Genomic DNA, 19166 nt, shown 5'->3' with positions numbered 1-19166 from the left:
AACAAATCTCAATGCCAATAGAAGGAAATTGACCGAAATGTTAAGAAATCGTAAAACTATGGAAACTTTTTTTGTTTTATTAGTTTCCTAAACTATATTTGCAAACTCTATGAAAGAAAAAATTTTAGAAAAGGCAACTGATATGTTTTTGAACCTGGGGTTCAAAAGTGTTACCATGGACGATTTGGCTAATGAAATGGGGATATCCAAAAAAACGATTTACACCCATTTTGAAAATAAGACGAAGTTGGTACAGGAGTGTACTTTTAGCTTATTTAATCAAATTAATACAGGAATAGAATTCATATGTGCCAATGTTAAGAATCCTATTGAAGAATTGTACGACATTAAAAAGTTTGTCATTTCCCATTTAAAGGATGAAAAGTCTTCCCCCCAGTACCAGTTACAGAAATACTATCCCAAAATTTTTGCAAACCTTAGGAAAAAGCAATACGAACTAATGCAGGAATGCACGATAAAAAATATTAAAAGAGGTTTAGAACTTGGGATTTACAGGGAAAATTTGAACATCGAATTTGTATCACGCATCTATATTTCGGGCGTGGCAAGTATCAAGGACGAACGCTTTTTTCCAGAGGGCAATTTCTCTGCAAAAGAATTACAGGATTATTTTCTTGAATATCATTTGCGTGGAATTGTAACACCAAAGGGAAGAAAGATACTAAATGATATCATCGATTCTACACATGAATAAAAAACAACTAAATGACCCGATCAAAAAACATTAAATCGAATTTTATGAAATATAGCTTTTTAGCACTTTTGATGCTATTTACAGTTACTTGGACCTACGCCCAAGAACAGACATATAGTTTCAGCCTAGAGGAAGCTATTGCCTTTGCCTTGGAGAACAATTACAGCGCCATTAATGCCGATAGGGATTTGTTGGACGCAAAAAAACAAAAATGGGAAACAATTGCCACGGGGCTTCCACAAATAGATGGGGCTGTGAGCTATCAAAATCAATTAAAGCAACCCGTATCCCTGTTGCCAGGTGAATTGGCGGGCCAGGAGCCGGGAACCTTTATTCCCGTTGTCTTTGGACAACCCCAAACTGCCAATGCCACGGCGACCCTTAAACAACAAATTTTTGACGGGTCATACCTCGTTGGCATTCAAGCGGCAAAAACCTTTATTGCCTATAGTAATAACAACAAGGAGAAAACTGAATTGGAGGTGCGTAAATCTGTTGTTGAGGCTTATGGGAATGTTCTTTTGTCGCAGGAAAGCGTTGCCATTTTGGAAAAAAACAAGGTCAATTTGGAAAAAAATCTTTTCGAAACCCAAAAGCTTTTCGAAAATGGGCTTGGCGATGAAGAAAGCGTGGAACAATTACAGATTACCCTATCCTCCATTGACAATCAATTAAAAAACTCGCTTCGTCTACAGTCGATCACCTTACAGATGTTAAATATAATTATGGGTCTGGACATAGATGCTCCTACCCTATTAAAGGAAAAACTATCCGATTTGGCCCAAGCTCAGATACGTTTAGATCTCTTGGAAGAAGATTTCATACTAGACAACAACATCGATTTTAAAATAGTGAACAATCTAAACCAGCAAAGGGAATTGGAACTTAAGCTGCAAAAAAGTATGGCCCTGCCAACCTTAAATGCGTTTGTAAATTACGGTAGCACCTCTTACAGTGACAAGTTCAACTTTTTAAGTAACGATACCGAATGGTTCGATTCATCGGTATTGGGCTTAGACCTACACATTCCAATTTTTAGTTCTTTAGGGAGAAGCGCTAAAACAGCGAGGGCAAAAATTGCGTTGGACAAAGCCAAGACTGAACTGTCTGAGACCGAACAGAATATTCGCCTACATCACAAAACTGCAAAAAGCAATTACCTCTTTTCCATAGAAGAATACAATACGGCAAGCGAAAATTTGGCCTTAGCAGAACGAATAGAATATAAAAACCAAGTGAAATACACCGAAGGCCTTGCCTCCAGCTTTGAGCTAAGACAGGCACAAACACAGTTGTACAATGCACAACAGGAATACCTTCAATCCATGGTACAAGTAATTAACAACAAAACAGAATTGGAAACGGTACTTAACAGCAAACTATAAACGTAAAACATCAACCTAAGAATAAAAAATCATGAAAAACATACTTCAAATATTCGCCTTGGGGGCCATTCTGGCCTCTTGCGGTTCCGATAATCAGCAAACAATAGATCAACTTATTTCCAGCGGAGACCTTAACGCCCTACGTGCCAAGAAAAGTGAACTTTTTGAGAAACAAACAGTCATGGAATCCGAAATGAAGAAGTTGGATTCGATCATAGGAACCATGAGCGGAAATGAAAATCTTCCTTTGGTAACCACGGTTGTAGCCCATCCTGTAAAGTTTGATCATTACCTTGACTTACAAGGTGATGTAAAAACGAAACAAAATGTACTTATCTACCCAGAAATGCAAGGTGTTTTGAAAAAAGTATATGTTAAAGAGGGCCAAGAAGTGAGTAAAGGCCAAATATTGGCAAGTATAGATGATGGTGGAATGGGCAGCCAACTGGAGCAGTTGAAAACTCAAGCACAATTGGCAAAAACAACTTTTGAACGCCAAAAAAGATTATGGGATCAAAAAATAGGTTCCGAAATTCAGTTTCTTCAGGCTCAGGCTAATTATGAAGCTACAGAAAATACCGTTAATCAAATGCAGAGCCAATTAGGGAAGTCAACCATTAGAGCTCCATTTTCCGGAATTATAGACAACGTTATTAAGGACCAAGGTACAGTAGTTGCCCCTGGTCAAGGATCCGAAGTATTTAGAATTGTAAACCTATCGGATATGTATATCGTGGTCGATGTACCTGAGACCTATTTAGGCAGCATAAAAAATGGAAAGGAAGCCAAAGTATATTTCCCTGTTTTAGGAGATAGCATAATGACCAATATTAGACAGACAGGAAACTTTATAAACCCTGGAAACAGATCTTTTACGGTAGAAATACCGGTACCCAATAAGACAGGAACCATTAAGCCCAACCTCAGCGCCAAGGTACAATTAAACGATTATACCAGCGAAAACGCCATTCTTATTCCACAGAGTATTGTTTCCGAAAATGCGGATGGGGAACAGTATGCTTATGTTGCCGAAGAATTGAACGCAGACAACGAAGCTATTGTAAAAAAGATGATCATAACCACTGGTAAGACCCAAAATGGATTTGTAGAAGTACTTTCTGGTATAAGCGATGGTAATCATATTATAAAAGAAGGTGCCAGAAGCGTAAAAGATGGCCAAAAAGTTAAAGTTTTAAACTAAAAAGTCCATGAGCAAACTACAAAAAAACGCAGACAAAGAATTTAGTCTATCATCGTGGGCAATAGACAACCCGTCGGTTATATATGTAATGATCGGTATCTTTCTATGGATAGGATTATCATCCTATTTCGCCATGCCTAGGGAAGACTTTCCAGAGATCATAGAAACGAAGATATATATCAGCACCCCATATCCCGGAAATACTGCCGAAGATATTGAAAGGTTGATTACGGACCCTTTGGAAGATGAATTAAAGAATATAAGCAATGTAGTGGAGATTGTCTCTACCTCGCAAGAAGACTATTCGATTATCACCGTTGAATTCAATGAAGAAATTTCAGTTGAATCGGCCAAACAAAGGGTTAAGGATGAAGTTGATGGGGAAAAAGCCAGTGAGGACTGGCCTACTTTTAACGGTGCAAAAGTAGAACCAAATGTATTCGACCTTAATTTTTCAGAGGAAGTTCCCATAATGAACATCAACTTTACCGGCGATTATCCGGTGGAAAAGCTAAAGGAATATGCCGAATACTTACAGGATGAAATTGAAAACCTTCCTGAAGTCAAAAAAGCCGACATCCGTGGAGCCCAGGAAAAAGAAGTAGAGGTGGCGGTAGACGTGTATAAAATGATGGCTGCCAAGGTAAGTTTTGACGATGTTATGCAAGCCATAGGTAATGGTAACATGACCATGTCCGCAGGGAATTTAAAAATTGGTGGACAGCGGCGTACCATAAGGATCATAGGCGAAGTAGAAAATCCAAGCCAGCTCAACGATTTTGTTGTAAAATCCGAAAACGGAGCGGTATATCTAAAAGATATTGCCGAGGTACATTTTGATGAAAAGGACAAAACTACCTTTGCTCGAGAATTTGGGGAGAGCGTGGTGATGTTGGATGTAAAAAAGCGGGCAGGTCAAAATTCCATATCGGCATCTGACCAAATAAAGGAAATTGTAAAAACTACCAAAGCCAACTATTTCCCTCCGGATCTACACATTTCTATTGCAAATGATTCATCCACAAGAACTCTTAACCAAGTAGACGACTTGGTCAACAATATCATTTTTGGAATTATTTTGGTGGTAGGCGTACTTATGTTCTTTTTGGGCTTCCGTAATGCCCTATTTGTTGGATTTGCAATACCAATGTCCATGTTTATGTCCTTTATGATCCTATCATGGTTGGGCTATACCCTGAATACTATGATTCTTTTTGGAATGATCATGGGATTGGGAATGTTGGTGGATAACGGTATTGTGGTAGTGGAGAATGTGTATCGTTTAATGGATGAGGGTATGTCACGTATTGAGGCGGCGAAAAAGGGTATTGGTGAAATTGCCTTCCCCATCATAATTTCCACGGCAACTACTGTTGCGGCCTTTGTTCCGTTAGGACTTTGGCCTGGGATATTTGGGCAATTCATGATCTATTTTCCAATTACCCTATCTGTAGTATTAGGGTCATCCTTATTTGTAGCCATATTTATGAACTCCATGTTAGTTTCCAATTTTATGGATACGGAAGAAAAGGAACTAACCGTAAAGCAGTTGGTACGAATTAGCATCATAATGGGAGGAATCGGGCTATTGATTTTGTTCTTTGGCGGAGCCATGAGAGGTTTTGGTTCAGTTATGATCTTAACGGCGGGCATGTTCTGGATATACAAATACGCAGTAAAAAAATGGGCCGTGCGTTTTCAAAAAAATACGATGACACGTTTTGAAAACTGGTATGAGAAAAGATTGATACACGCCTTAAGGGGTAAAAATGTATACTGGTATTTTGGAATTACAGTAATGTTATTAGTGGTTGTATTTATGCTATTCGGAATGTCTGTCGGAAGTGGAAGAACCAAAATTGAATTCTTCCCGGACAATAAACCCAATGAAATTTATGTATACATTGAATATCCCGAAGGAACAGCCATAGAAAAGACCAATGACATTACCCTTGATATTGAAAAAAGGGTCTATGCCATAGTCAATGACAAGGCATATATGGACAATGGTAAAAACTTTATGATGACCACTGCTGTATCACAAGTAGGTGAAGGAGCTGGCAATCCTTTGGCCGATGGAGGTTCTGCGGCCGAAATGCCCCATAAAGGGAAAATCACTGTTAACTTTAGTGAATTCAAGTATAGGAGAGGATTGAATACGGAAGACATCCGCGCCAAAGTGCAGTCCGGACTCAGTGGTATTTATCCCGGTGTTGCCATATCCGTGGAAAAAGAGGCGAATGGCCCACCAGCAGGTTATCCCATTAATATTGAATTGGAAGGGAAAGATTACGACCAATTGATCAATACTGCTGAGGATATAAGAAACTTTATAAATACCAAAAATATCGCCGGTATTGAAGAAATAAAGATCGATGTAAATAAAAGTAAACCTTCCATGCAAGTGGTAGTAGATCGTAAAAAAGCGGGTGAGCTTGGAGTTTCGGTAGGGCAGGTCGGGAACCAATTGCGAAGGGCCTTATTTGGCGAAAAAGCAGGTGTTTTCAAGGAAGACGGTGAGGATTATGATATAAATGTTCGTTTTAACGAGGATTTAAGGTACAACAAAAGTGCCCTTTTTAATCAAAACATCATTTTTAGAGATCAAGCTACGGGAAAAGTCAAAGAAATTCCTGTTTCCGCGGTGGCAACAGAGAGAAATACTTCCGGCTTTAGTGCCATAAAGCATAGGGACAACAAACGTGTAGTGACCGTATATTCTGGGCTGCAACCTGGATTTACCGATGCTGCAGCCATAGTAGCAGAGATTCAAAAGGAAATGGAAGAGTTTAAGAACCTTCCAACAGGTATAAAAATAGATTATACCGGACAAATTGAAGAACAAAACAAACAGATGATGTTCTTGGTCGGTGCATTTTTTACCGGATTGGGACTAATCATGCTGATATTGATATTTCAGTTTGGTGGTATTTCTAAACCACTAATCATTATGATTGCCATTTTCCTAAGTTTTATAGGGGTATTTGGAGGACTAATGATTACAGGGTGGTCCTTTGTGATTATGATGACCATGATGGGAATAATTTCCTTGGCGGGAATTGTTGTGAACAATGGAGTGGTGCTATTAGACTATACCCAAATTCTTATAGACCGTAGGAAGGTAAAACTTGGAATGGATGATAAAGCCCTATTGACTAAGGAAGATGCTACCGAAGCCATCATTAGAGGCGGAAAGGCAAGGCTTAGGCCGGTTATTCTAACCGCGATTACCACTGTTTTAGGATTAATACCCTTGGCAATAGGTTTAAACATCGACTTCTTTGCGTTATTTTCTGAATTTAACCCGCACATTTACATGGGAGGAGACAATGTGGTATTTTGGGGTCCTTTGGCTTGGACCGTAATCTTTGGTTTGATCGTAGCCACCTTTCTTACTTTGATCATTGTACCTGTTCTATTCAATATTACCTATAGAATGAAAATTGCCCTTAGACGTAGCGGCAAGACCGAAACTGAGGCTATAACCGCAGCTTAAGATAATTCCAATTAAATTAAAAAGTGCCTATTTTAAGATAGGCACTTTTTTTGTGCAATATTTTGACATTGTAGATACCCAATAAAACAACATCCAATTTTAAACCATATTATCCTCAAATCATAAACAAAAAAACCCGGCGAATATCGCCAGGTTCCTATTTATATAATAATTTTCTATTGTTTGTGAATTGCCAATTCTCCAACTCCGTTCCATTGGGTAACATTGGCGATTTTACTATCCACAAAATCTACCTCCTTAAGCATCTTAGCATCCCAGAAGAACCATTTCCCAGTTTTCTTTCCTTGGGTATATTCACCCATGGCAATTTTCTTTCCATCCTCACCAAACATCTTCCATTCACCATGAAGTTTTCCATTTAGAAAATGACCCTCTTGGGAAACGACTCCATTGTCATGAAAATAAGTGGCCTTTAACACATCACCATCTTGTTCAAAAATTGGTTTTATATCCTGTGCATTGATTACCACTGAAAATATAAGTGCGAAAATTAGGGTAATTCCTTTCATTTTATTCGAGATTTTAAATTTGTCTATATGCTATCAACGTTTTAAAGATACATATATTTTACTTAAAATATACATTAACTTAACATTAAGTTTACATTGAGCCTTTAATAGTTTATTCGTCAATTGTTTACAAATAAAAAAACTCCCTGAAACAGGGAGTTTTAATTTCTAGTCATTTAACAGGTGCTTTAAACAGTTTCCTTATTGACCTTCATTCTGAGGGATGGGGAATTGGGTAACCCTATTATCTCCTGCCCTATCAATAACCAACTCATCCAGCCTATTAAACCTTCTTAAATCTATCCAACGATGCCCTTCAGCAAATAAAGAATATCTTCTTTCATACAAAAGCCTATCCTCGTCTACAGTACCGGGAAGAATAGGATCAAGTCCGGCTGCATTTCTCACAACGTTGATCGCCATTTCGGATTCTCCAGGGTTATCAACCATATTTGCTTCTGCATATAATAAAATAAGCTCCTCATTCCTAATCAATGCTACAGGATCCGTGCTAGATTCATAAATAAATACATCATGAGTTCCAGGAGTTAACCCTGCAATATTAAGTGGACCGTCAGTCCTTAGTACAGCCTTCCCCAATCTACCATCCCCTGCCTCAGCAGAATTAACAAAATCCGGATGTGCTATTCTCGCGTTGGCCCCAGTGGAATTTTTGGCAAAAAACAACTGATTTAACTCATCTGATCCTGCAGCAGAAAATCGGTAGTAAGCTCCTAAATACATATCTCCCGTAAAATCCAGAAAGGAATCATCCAAAGCGCTTAAAACAAGGGAATAGTTCCCTTGATAGGCTGCTGCCCTAGCGGTTATTGCCCTATTGAATTCTAAATAGGAGACACCTAAAGTGTTTGGGGATACATCTCCTCCGGTAGCCAAATCAGAAGCAGCTGTATTTAATAATCCTAAAATAGTAGTCAAAGCGGCATCATAACCCTCGAAGCTCCCTAAATTATCCGGATCGGCCACATCTGTGCGTATTCCATTTTGATACAACATATTGAGTACCGTTAACAATTGATGCGACTTAATGGTGTTGGCAAACCCTCTGATAGACGCTTTTTCTGCTTCAGAAAAATCCGTTGTCGTATTCTCCAATCCTTCCAACAAAAGATTACATTCCTTAACTACGGCATAACGAGCTGCATAAGGTGTAGTAAGATAAAAGGCGTTATCATCCAAAACACCTGTCATTAGATCTCCAGCCCATCTGGGATCAGAGCTCTGATGCCTCCAATAATCCCGTCCAACAACCGAAATTGCATCCTCCTGGGTATTTAACCGATCCCTCATATCCGCTAAAATTCCAGCTACCACTTGTGGAAGTTCTGGTCTGGATACTCCTTCCGAAATAGATACCGTTTCCGGGCCGTTTAAATCTTTCCCATCTTCAATAGTACAACCAAAAACCAGAAATCCGATTAAGGTCATAAATAGAACTTTTAATTTATTTGTGATTTTCATATTAGTTTTTTTAAATGTTATAGTCCAATTGATAAGTGAAACATAAATCTTTTGGACGATGGAAATGGTGCCACTTCAATTCCTATCCCTGCAGCTCCTGAACCAAAATTCGACACTTCTGGATCGTAGCTGTTGTAATCAAAAATACTGATGATATTGTGTCCTGAAAGGCCAATTTTAACATTGGATACATTTCCTTTAAACAATTTTTGCAACGTATTTTCCGGAAGGTTATAATACAAGCCTATCTCCCTTAATTTTAAATAGGAGGCGTCCTCTACAAAAGGTCCTGCAAAACCTGCACCAAAAGCGTCTTTTCTATAATCTCCATTGTTCAAGGTGCCTGAAGGGTCTAGCGACATCTCATCATAATCGGCACTTGTGTTGCCAAAATCCGAAAGTAGCCTACTTAGATTTACGTTATCGCCTCCTTTCTTCCAGTGCCATAAAAAGGATAAAGTGAAATCTTTGTATTTAAAATTATTGTTAAAAGACATTTGAAAATCCGGTTCGGCATCTCCTAATGCCACTACATTACCATTTTCGTCATTCCCAACAATTTGGGTAGCACTTTTGCCCTCTTCAATTCTAAATGTTCCCAGGCCCGTACCAAAACCCTGGGTATCAAAGGAAGCTACTGTTAATTTAGTAATCTCAGATTTGTTTTTAAACCAACTAATTCCCGAATCCCATGAAAAGTCCTCTGTATCAAAGGCATTAACATTTAAACCAATCTCCACTCCTTTATTCTCCAATGCACCAGCATTTGCCCAACGGAAGCTATATCCTGATGACGGTTCATTATCTGCTTGCAGAATTAAGTCTTCAACTTTTTTATTGTACCAGGTTAGCTCCAGACTTACCTTATTATTAAAAAACCCTGCATCCAATCCAAGTTCCAATTCTTTTTGCCTTTCTGGTTGTATGGACGGATCCCCAAGTGTCGTTGGCGTTATTATCCCAACATTTCCGTCAATCAAGGAATTTATATAAGTAGTAAAAAGTGCCCCATTTGGCGCAAAATTGCCCGCTTCCCCATAAGCAGCACGAACCTTAATCTGATTTACCTGCTCCAGATTCCAAAAGTCAAAATTGTGAATATTAACTGCTGCAGAAGCCTTAGGATAATAAAACAGCTTATTGGCATCACCATTGTTGGAGGACTTATCCCCCCTTATCCCAATGGTTCCCACTAATTTATCTTGAAAGTTAACTTCTTCTTGAACGAAAAAACCGGCATCTTCCTGTTCCAACCTAAATTGATCTACTTTAACATTAGCCGCTTGATCCACATTCTGTTCAGAGGCTATTAAACCGGTTGAGGTTACCCTAACGGTATTTTGGGAAAATTGCTCATTCGTCACCCCTGCTTGGGTAGTAAAACTAAGTTCGTTATCTGTACTGAAATTGTGTACTAAAAATGCCGAAAAGTTGGCGTCTGTGTTTTGAGTAGTACCATCTGAAGATAAACCATCTAATCCTCCCACAGCCGGACTCATAAATTGGAGTTCCCTAGGGAAAAAAACCGTTGTTTTAAGGGTATAGGTGTCTATCCCCGCCTTCAGGATCATTTTCAAACTCTGATTTTCATTTCTGAACAAATTAACATCCAAGGATCCACCTGCAATAAGACGGCTGACTGATTCATTATTGGTCAGGACATCACGAGTATGTATCTGATTGGAAGAATTAGCTGGATGATTAGGATAATTACCGTCTGCATCGGGCAACAAATAATCCCATGGCCTTGTAAACAATAAGGAAACACCTATTGTCGTATTGGAATTGTCATTATTAAAGAATCCTCTATCTGCACTCGACTCCAAATAATTTCCTGTTACGGACAATTTAATATCGTCTGTTATCCTGTGATCCACATTTAACCTAAGCGATTGTTTAGACGCTCCGGTTCTTTTAACAATGCCATCCTCTTCATTATTAGTAAAACTCCCAAAGAAAGAGGTTTTATCGGACCCACCTGAAATACTTAAATTAGTATTGGTAATAAAGCCCTTTTCTCCATATATCTCCTGCTCATAGTCCCTCAGTCTGCCCGCAGATTCAGCTGCCGTGTACAGTGCTCCTTCACCATAAACACTCTCTGCCAATGCCGCGGTCCAATTTCTTTGACCCAATAAGTTGACAGCCTCATTAAATCCTACAGCCTGGGAAAAATTGATTTTTGTTTTTCCTGCTTTCCCTTTTTTGGTAGTAATAATGATTACACCTGCAGCTGCTCTAGATCCATAAATGGCAGAGGCAGAGGCACCTTTTAATATCTCAATATTTTGAATATCGTCCGGATTAATATCCGCAATCCTATTTGATGCGTTGTCCTGTGAATCGGTGGAGGAAGCACCACCACCGGCAGCATTGGAAATCTCATTTAGACCCCCAGCAAAAACACTATTGTTATTCACGTAAACCCCATCTATAATATATAATGGCTGTCCCTGTCCATTAATTGAGGTTACCCCCCTTAATTTTACCGACATACCACCACCAGGAGCTCCGGAGGCCGCCGTAATTTGCGCTCCCGCAAATTTACCGGCCAATGCACCATCCAAGGTTTGTGGCGGTGTTCTTCCTGTTAATTCATCTGCAGATACCGAAGCTACTGAATTGGCAGAATTACTTCGTTTAACTGAAGTTGCCAATCCAGTTACTACTACTTCTTCCAGACCTGTTGCGGATTCCTCCAAAGCAACATTCAAAGTGGTTGGCCCTGTCACTGGCATCTCCTTTGGGGCATATCCCAATGATGAAAAAACCAAGGTAGTAGGAAAAATATCCACGGAAATTTCGTAATTCCCATCAAAATCGGAAGTAGTACCCGTAGTAGTTCCTTTAATTACGACGTTTACCCCAGGAAGTGGATCTCCTAGACCAGTGTCTGTTATCTTTCCCTTAACAACATCCTGAGCCAACAACAGCAGAGGAGCCACTAAAAAAAATAACAAGATGTTTCTCTTAATTAATTTGTGTTTCATATTAGTGAGTTTCGTTAGAATTATATACTAAAATAGTTAAGTTTTGTTAATATTATCTAAAAATTATTAGAATTTGATAAAATATAACTAACAAATATCTTAATTTCTCAATTGCAGATATTTTTTTCAGCTTACCCCATTACTTCTTACATTTGCCTTTTCATATATGAATCAAAAAGATGTATAGAAGTCATAATTGCGGTGAATTAAGGGAAGCCAATCAACAGGCTCAGGTTACCCTGTCAGGATGGGTACAAACAGTAAGGGATAAAGGTTTTGTGATATGGGCCGATTTGCGGGACCGATACGGAATTACCCAGCTCATTTTTGACGAGGAACGTTCTTCAAAGGAGATTATGGAAATTGCAAAATCGCTAGGTCGTGAATTTGTAATTCAAGTTAAAGGAACCGTAATTGAAAGGACCTCCAAAAACCCGAATATACCTACCGGAAATGTAGAAGTATTGGTATCCGAAATCAAAATACTCAATAAATCCTTGACCCCCCCTTTTACCATAGAGGACCAAACAGACGGAGGGGAAGATATCCGCATGAAATTCAGATATCTGGACATTCGTAGAAATCCAGTAAAAAACAACCTTATTTTTAGGCATAAAGTTGCCATAGAGGTTAGAAAACATCTCTCTGATCAAGGCTTTATTGAAGTTGAAACCCCATATTTAATAAAATCCACACCAGAGGGTGCCCGTGATTTTGTGGTTCCCAGTAGAATGAACGAAGGCCAATTTTATGCCTTGCCACAATCCCCACAAACTTTTAAACAGCTATTAATGGTTGGGGGAATGGATAAGTACTTCCAGATTGTTAAATGCTTTAGGGACGAAGACCTTAGAGCAGACAGACAACCCGAATTTACACAAATCGATTGTGAGATGGCCTTTGTGGAACAAGAAGATATTCTAAATGTCTTTGAAGGATTGACCAGGCATTTATTGAAGGAAATTAAAGGGGTATCCATTGACAAATTCCCTAGAATGACCTATGATGAAGCTATGAAAAAATATGGCAATGATAAACCGGATATCCGCTTTGGAATGGAGTTCGGAGAACTCAATGCCATTACCCAACATAAGGATTTTGCAATATTTAACGAGGCTGAATTGGTGGTGGGCATTGCCATCCCTGGTGGAGCTGCCTATACCAGAAAAGAAATAGACGGACTAGTAGACTGGATACGCCGACCACAAATAGGCGCAAAAGGAATGGTCTATGCCAAATATAACGACGATGGTTCTTTTAAATCTTCAGTTGATAAATTTTATGATCAGGAAGATCTTGCCAGATGGGCAGAAGCCACGGGGGCAAAACCAGGAGACTTAATATGTGTACTGTCCGGTGACGCGAATAAAGCTAGAACCCAGTTAAGTGCTCTTAGAATGGAAATAGCAGAACGTTTGGGACTTCGCAAAAAGGATGAATTTGCACCTCTTTGGGTAATTGATTTTCCATTATTGGAACTGGATGAGGAGACGGGTCATTACCACGCCATGCACCATCCCTTTACCTCACCAAAACCTGGACAATTGGAATTGTTGGATACAGACCCTGCATCAGTAAAGGCCAATGCTTACGATTTGGTACTAAATGGCAACGAAATTGGTGGAGGCTCGATACGTATTCACGATAAAGAAATACAAGCCACCATGTTCAGGCATCTTGGTTTTAGTCCGGAGGAGGCAAAGGCTCAATTCGGGTTTTTAATGGACGCTTTCCAATATGGCGCCCCTCCCCACGGAGGTTTGGCATTTGGCTTGGATAGATTGGTGGCCATTTTAGGCGGACAGGAAACAATTCGGGACTTTATTGCTTTTCCAAAAAACAATAGTGGCCGCGATGTGATGATCGATGCCCCAGCCGCGATAGATGACACACAATTACGGGAACTTCACCTAAAATTGGATTTATAATCATACCTTTAAAATCCTGCTATGCAATTACATAGCAGGATTTTTTTTAATTATCATGGCTGCACTAAAAAAATCCTGGCTAAACAACTTCTTGGTTTGGCGCGCAAAGCATATTTCTCAAAAGCAATTTATTTATTTGCTTAGTATTTTGGTAGGTTTCACCTCCGGGATAGGTGCCGTTGTCCTTAAAAATTTAACTCACTTTTTTCAACATCTATTGGAAGGTAATTTGGTGAGATATTACCACAATGCCTTTTATTTTGTTTTTCCTATTATTGGTCTTACCCTTGTTTATTTGATCATTAAATATGTCATTCGCAACAAAGTGAGTCATGGTATACCTTCTACCCTCTTTGCCATTTCCAAAATGAAGGGAATCATGCGGAAATATCAAATGTTCGGGTCCATTCTAACTGCACCTATAACGGTAGGTTTTGGAGGGTCTGTTGGATTGGAAGGACCTACTGTAGCAACTGGGGCCGCTATTAGCTCCAATATTTCTAGAATGTTCCATGTAAATCAGACTACTAGGAATTTACTAATTGGTTGTGCCGCCGCCGGAGCCATGTCCTCTATTTTTAAAGCACCCATTGCAGCCATTATTTTTGCCATTGAGGTATTTAGCTTGGATTTGACCATTGCCTCCATGTTGCCTTTGCTATTGGCTTCCATTTCTGGAATCATAACTTCCTACTTTTTCTTTGGGAGCGATGTACTATTGCCCTTTAAAATTGAGGATGATTTTATTATATCGGACGTTCCCTTCTTCATTCTTCTGGGATTGTTTGCGGGCCTAACCTCTATCTATTTCACAGAAGTATATGAACGGATCCAAAAAATATTCGACAAAATAGACTCCCCTATCAAAAGGCTACTCTACGGGGGTGTAGCTATTGGGGTATTAATATATCTGGTACCTCCGCTATACGGAGAAGGTTTTGATGTTATAAACAATCTGCTCCTAGGTAACCCTGAAAAAGTATTGGAAAACAACATTTTTCATTTAGACCTTACCAAGGTTTGGGTGGTCATAGGCCTACTTGCAGGATTGGTTTTTTTTAAAATAATTGCCTGTGCGCTTACGTTTGGAGCAGGAGGGGTTGGGGGGATTTTTGCCCCTACACTTTTCATGGGTAGCATAATGGGCAATTGCATTGCCAAAGTAATCAACAGTATCGGATTTTTTCCATACCAAGTTTCCGAAAGTAATTTTACATTGGTGGGCATGGCCGGACTTATGGCAGGCGTGCTACATGCTCCACTCACCGCCATATTCCTTATAGCCGAGGTTACCGGTGGATATGAGTTATTTATCCCACTAATGATAACCTCTACAATCTCCTTTTCCATTACCAAATATGTTCACCCACATTCGGTTTATAATATGGAATTAGGTAGAAAAGGAGAATTAATTACGCACGATAAAGACCATGCCGTTTTGACCCTCATGGATATTGATAAAGTTATTGAAGATAATTTTGTCCCTATTTATCCCGAAATGAATCTAGGGGAAATTGTGCAACAGGCGGTCGTCAAATCCAACAGAAATATTTTTCCTGTTATTGATAAGGAAGACAATACACTTCTAGGGATTATTTTGTTGGACGACATACGTCCCATCATGTTCGACCAGAAATTATATAAGGAAGTCTTGGCCAGTGACGTCATGAACACCCCCCCTGAAATTATAGAATTGGACAAAGATAAAATGACCGATATCATGGATAAATTTCAAAGTAGTGGTGCTTGGAATCTGCCAGTTATTAAGGATGAAAAATATATTGGGTTCATTTCCAAATCAAAATTGTTGACCGCTTACAGAAGGAAATTAATAAATTTAACCGCTTAAATCCACTCTTGCGCATGAAGTATATCATCTCTTTAATTCTTTTGGCCTCACTTGCTTCAATTCTCTATGGGTTTAGCATAAATGAGGAAAATACATCTTTATCCGAAAAATGTATCGGCTTTGGTACAGTAGGAATATTTTTGGTGGCCATGCCCCTTTTTCTTATAAAAGTCAGTAAAGGCAAGAAAATGAAGGATTATATGCTAAATGAGGAAAACATTCTGAAAATGCAGGGAAAGGAGAAGAAAACTACTGACAATCAGTGATTTTGATATTTTTTTAAAACGTTTATATTCCATTTTTGACCAAAAAATTATAAATTAGTAATCTAATCAATTATTATTTTAATTTCATTGTAATGACTGGGACAGTAAAATTTTTTAATGAATCTAAGGGATATGGCTTCATTACCAACGACGACACAGGTAAAGATATTTTTGTTCATGCAACTGCATTAAACGGCACTGAGCTTAACGAAGGTGATAAAGTGGAATATCAAGAAGAAGAAGGGCGAAATGGAATAGTTGCTGGGCAAGTGCAAGTAATTGGCTAACCTATTTTATTTTGAAAGAATTGAAAACCCTTGGCTAACCCTAGGGTCTTTTTGGTTTTAAGCCCTTAGCTATATTAGTGACTATTTTTCCAATACAAGTACAAATCCATCTGCCCCGCTTCCGGATGTAGTATTATTTTGATCTAGAATCAATTTTGCTTCGGTGAACAATATTCCACCCATCTCCTTGTCGTTTACCAGCAAATAATATTTGTCTTTCTCCTTTAAAAGGGAGTAGTTGTAGTTACCTGATGACAAACCATTAAAAATTGAACTGGACTCATCATTATTGACTACGATCAAAGTCTCGGCCTTAGCATCGAACTTCCATACGATTTCCCCCTTGGCAAAATCATCATCGACCCCTACGAACCCACCACTCACGTTAATTAAGTTCCAATTACCACTTACTAAATCCTCATCTCCATGGGTATTCTCATTGGTACAACCAATTAAAACTTGTATTAGACCTAAGTAAAGTATTAAACAGTAAACCTTCATATTACCAAAATATTATTAATAAATAGACCCAAATTCCATTAAAAGGTTGCGTAATGGATCCTAATAAAAACCCCAACTAATTTAAATTACGTTTTTGAATAAAGAAACGTTTTAGTAGTTCTGATGCTTCCTTTTCCAAAACTCCGCTAACCAATTGTGTTTTGGGATGTATTTTGGTTCCCATAGCCACAAAGCCCCTTTCCGCGTCCTTTGCCGAATAAACAATCTTCGAAATTTGACTCCAATATAAAGCCCCTGCACACATTTGACATGGTTCCAAGGTTACATAAAGGGTACAATTATGAAGGTATTTTCCACCTAGAAAATTGGCTGCGGCAGTTATGGCCTGCATTTCGGCATGTGCTGTAACGTCGTTCAAGCGCTCTGTTAAATTGTGCGCCCGGGCAATGATCCTATTCTCAACAACGATAACAGCCCCAACAGGGACCTCCCCTTTTTCAAAAGCAGTCTCTGCCTCTTGCAAAGCTTTTTTCATAAAATAAGTATCGTCGAAAGGGTTAATCATAATAATCACTTTAGGTCACAATAGTAAACAATATTGGCGTAGAGTCAAAAAAAATAGCGTTTCTTTAAAATATCCAAAAAAAGCACTAATCATCCCCTAAAAAATACTCAATTCAACTTTTAAATACCTTAGTTTTGCGTAACATTTCAAGTATGTCCAGCGGAATTCTACAACATATTAATGACCCTAAGGATCTTCGACACTTAGAAATTGTCGATTTAATAAAACTTGCCCAAGAATTAAGAGGGTACATCATAGACATTGTAGCCACTAAAGAAGGGCACTTAGGAGCTAGTCTGGGTGTAGTGGAGCTAACTATTGCCCTACACTATGTGTTTAACACCCCTATCGACAAACTAATTTGGGATGTGGGACATCAGGCCTATGGACACAAAATATTGACCGGACGGAGAGAAATATTTAATACCAACAGACAATTAGGAGGTATAAGCGGATTTCCCAAGCGCTCTGAAAGCCCCTATGACGATTTTGGAACCGGGCATAGCTCCACTTCCATTTCGGCGATTTTAGGTATGGCCATAGCCTCTCAACTAAATGGCGAAAGGAATAGACAACATATTGCCGTCATTGGCGATGCTTCCATTGCTAGTGGAATGGCCTTCGAAGCACTCAACCACGCGGGTGATTCCAATGCCAACGTTCTTATAGTTCTCAATGACAATGCCATAGGGATCGACCCCAGCGTAGGGGCCCTTAAAAGATACCTTACCAATGTTAAAAAAGGAACTGCAAAAGATGAAAACATATTTGAATGTTTAAATTTTAATTATTCCGGTCCCATGGACGGTCATGACTTGAGCGCCCTAATTAAGGAATTGAATAGGCTAAAATCTGTTGAAGGACCTAAACTACTTCACATCATTACCACCAAAGGGAAAGGTCTCAGGAAAGCCGAGGAAAATCAAGTAGTATATCACGCACCGGGAAAATTCAATAAGGAAACGGGTGACCTTTTACCCAAATCCTCTGAAGAACAACCCCCAAAGTATCAAGATGTATTTGGGCATACGCTTGTGGAATTGGCCAAAAAAAATAAAAATATAGTAGGTATAACTCCTGCTATGCCTACTGGTAGTTCCTTAAAATACTTGATGGAACAACTACCGGAAAGGGCCTTTGATGTTGGTATCGCGGAACAGCATGCGGTGACAATGGCCGGGGGTATGGCTGCGGAAGGATTAATTCCTTTTTGTAATATCTACTCCACTTTTTTACAACGTGCCTACGACCAGATCATCCACGATGTTGCCATACAGAATCTCCCAGTTATATTTTGTTTGGATCGAGCAGGTATTGTGGGTCAGGACGGGGCAACGCATCATGGAATCTATGATATGGCTTATTTGAGATGTATTCCTAATCTTATTATTTTTGCACCGATGAACGAAATTGAGTTGAGGGATATAATGTTCACAGCTCAACTAGGATTAGGGCAACCTATAGCCATAAGATATCCAAGAGGGAGAGGGATAATACTGGATTGGAAACAAGATTTTAATAAAATACCGATAGGAATATCGCAAGAATTAAAAAAAGGAACGAAAATTGCGGTACTTTCGATCGGCCATATAGGGAATATGGTCACCAGTTTGTTGAAAGGCATTAAGGACAACAACCTAATTGGTCATTACAACATGCGTTTTGTGAAACCTTTGGACACTGTTATGTTGCGCAACATATTCTCAAGCTATGAGCAGGTCATCACTATAGAGGATGGCTGTAAAATAGGAGGATTTGGAACTGCAATTTTGGAATATGCAAATGAGATCCATAGTTTTGTTCCCATAAAGATTTTTGGTATTGAAGATGTTTTTATAGAGCATGGAACAGTGGAAGAGCTCCAAAAAATAGCCAAAATAGATATATCGACCTTAAAAAATTATATTAACAACCTCTTGAATTCTAATTAGCATGTGTGGTAAAATTTTCATTATTGTCCTTCTGTTTCTAAATATTAATTTTTTATTTGCCCAAGACACTATTCCCGCT

At 38.9% G+C, this 19166-nt stretch carries 14 protein-coding genes; 9 read left to right on the top strand and 5 right to left on the bottom strand.

Going from position 1 to position 19166, the window contains the following annotated elements:
- Window positions 1–109 precede the first annotated feature (109 nt).
- Genes CWD90_RS09945 through CWD90_RS09930 form a run of 4 tightly spaced genes read left to right on the top strand, consistent with a single transcriptional unit; the run spans window position 110 to window position 6797 of the window.
- Window positions 110–715 carry a TetR/AcrR family transcriptional regulator gene (locus CWD90_RS09945; protein WP_103475810.1) on the top strand — a complete coding sequence of 202 codons (606 nt, stop codon included), beginning with the start codon at window positions 110–112 and terminating at the stop codon, window positions 713–715.
- 44 nt (window positions 716–759) lie between these two features.
- On the top strand, window positions 760–2100 hold the full coding sequence (locus CWD90_RS09940) for a TolC family protein (RefSeq protein ID WP_103475809.1): 1341 nt from the start codon (window positions 760–762) through the stop codon (window positions 2098–2100).
- Window positions 2101–2131: 31 nt separating this feature from the next.
- Window positions 2132–3301, top strand: coding sequence for an efflux RND transporter periplasmic adaptor subunit (locus tag CWD90_RS09935; RefSeq protein ID WP_103475808.1), 1170 nt, complete (start codon window positions 2132–2134; stop codon window positions 3299–3301).
- 7 nt (window positions 3302–3308) lie between these two features.
- Window positions 3309–6797 (top strand): efflux RND transporter permease subunit, encoded by a 3489-nt coding sequence (locus CWD90_RS09930; RefSeq protein WP_103475807.1) that lies wholly within the window; start codon window positions 3309–3311, stop codon window positions 6795–6797.
- Between the two features lie 176 nt (window positions 6798–6973).
- Here the strand turns inward: CWD90_RS09930 and CWD90_RS09925 are convergent, their stop codons facing one another.
- From CWD90_RS09925 to CWD90_RS09915, 3 genes are all read right to left on the bottom strand, one after another.
- On the bottom strand, window positions 6974–7327 hold the full coding sequence (locus tag CWD90_RS09925) for a toxin-antitoxin system YwqK family antitoxin (RefSeq protein ID WP_103475806.1): 354 nt from the start codon (window positions 7325–7327) through the stop codon (window positions 6974–6976).
- A 201-nt stretch (window positions 7328–7528) separates the two neighbouring features.
- Window positions 7529–8809, bottom strand: coding sequence for a RagB/SusD family nutrient uptake outer membrane protein (locus CWD90_RS09920; RefSeq protein WP_103475805.1), 1281 nt, complete (start codon window positions 8807–8809; stop codon window positions 7529–7531).
- Window positions 8810–8826: 17 nt separating this feature from the next.
- A complete protein-coding gene (locus CWD90_RS09915) occupies window positions 8827–11799 on the bottom strand; it encodes a SusC/RagA family TonB-linked outer membrane protein (protein ID WP_103475804.1) in 2973 nt (990 codons plus the stop codon).
- Window positions 11800–11978: 179 nt separating this feature from the next.
- On the opposite strand from CWD90_RS09915, the gene aspS reads away from it, so the two are divergent.
- From aspS to CWD90_RS09895, 4 genes are all read left to right on the top strand, one after another.
- Window positions 11979–13727: an aspartate--tRNA ligase gene (gene aspS, locus CWD90_RS09910; RefSeq protein WP_103475803.1), complete on the top strand. Its 1749-nt coding sequence runs from the start codon at window positions 11979–11981 to the stop codon at window positions 13725–13727.
- A 55-nt stretch (window positions 13728–13782) separates the two neighbouring features.
- A complete protein-coding gene (locus tag CWD90_RS09905) occupies window positions 13783–15576 on the top strand; it encodes a chloride channel protein (RefSeq protein WP_103475802.1) in 1794 nt (597 codons plus the stop codon).
- 14 nt (window positions 15577–15590) lie between these two features.
- Window positions 15591–15842 (top strand): hypothetical protein, encoded by a 252-nt coding sequence (locus CWD90_RS09900; protein ID WP_103475801.1) that lies wholly within the window; start codon window positions 15591–15593, stop codon window positions 15840–15842.
- 92 nt (window positions 15843–15934) lie between these two features.
- The gene (locus tag CWD90_RS09895; RefSeq protein WP_103475800.1) at window positions 15935–16129 is read left to right on the top strand and encodes a cold-shock protein; all 195 of its coding nucleotides are present in this window, start codon (window positions 15935–15937) and stop codon (window positions 16127–16129) included.
- An 81-nt stretch (window positions 16130–16210) separates the two neighbouring features.
- Here the strand turns inward: CWD90_RS09895 and CWD90_RS09890 are convergent, their stop codons facing one another.
- Together CWD90_RS09890 and CWD90_RS09885 are read right to left on the bottom strand one after the other, a co-directional pair.
- Window positions 16211–16630: a hypothetical protein gene (locus CWD90_RS09890; RefSeq protein WP_103475799.1), complete on the bottom strand. Its 420-nt coding sequence runs from the start codon at window positions 16628–16630 to the stop codon at window positions 16211–16213.
- Between the two features lie 76 nt (window positions 16631–16706).
- On the bottom strand, window positions 16707–17156 hold the full coding sequence (locus CWD90_RS09885) for a nucleoside deaminase (RefSeq protein WP_103475798.1): 450 nt from the start codon (window positions 17154–17156) through the stop codon (window positions 16707–16709).
- 152 nt (window positions 17157–17308) lie between these two features.
- Between CWD90_RS09885 and CWD90_RS09880 the strand changes: the two genes are divergently transcribed.
- Window positions 17309–19087: a 1-deoxy-D-xylulose-5-phosphate synthase gene (locus CWD90_RS09880; RefSeq protein ID WP_103475797.1), complete on the top strand. Its 1779-nt coding sequence runs from the start codon at window positions 17309–17311 to the stop codon at window positions 19085–19087.
- Window positions 19088–19166 lie beyond the last annotated feature (79 nt).

Origin of the sequence: Arenibacter catalasegens (assembly GCF_002909235.1) — a bacterium.
Classification (GTDB): Bacteria; Bacteroidota; Bacteroidia; order Flavobacteriales; family Flavobacteriaceae; genus Arenibacter; species Arenibacter catalasegens.
This window is presented reverse-complemented; position numbering and strand designations above follow the sequence as displayed.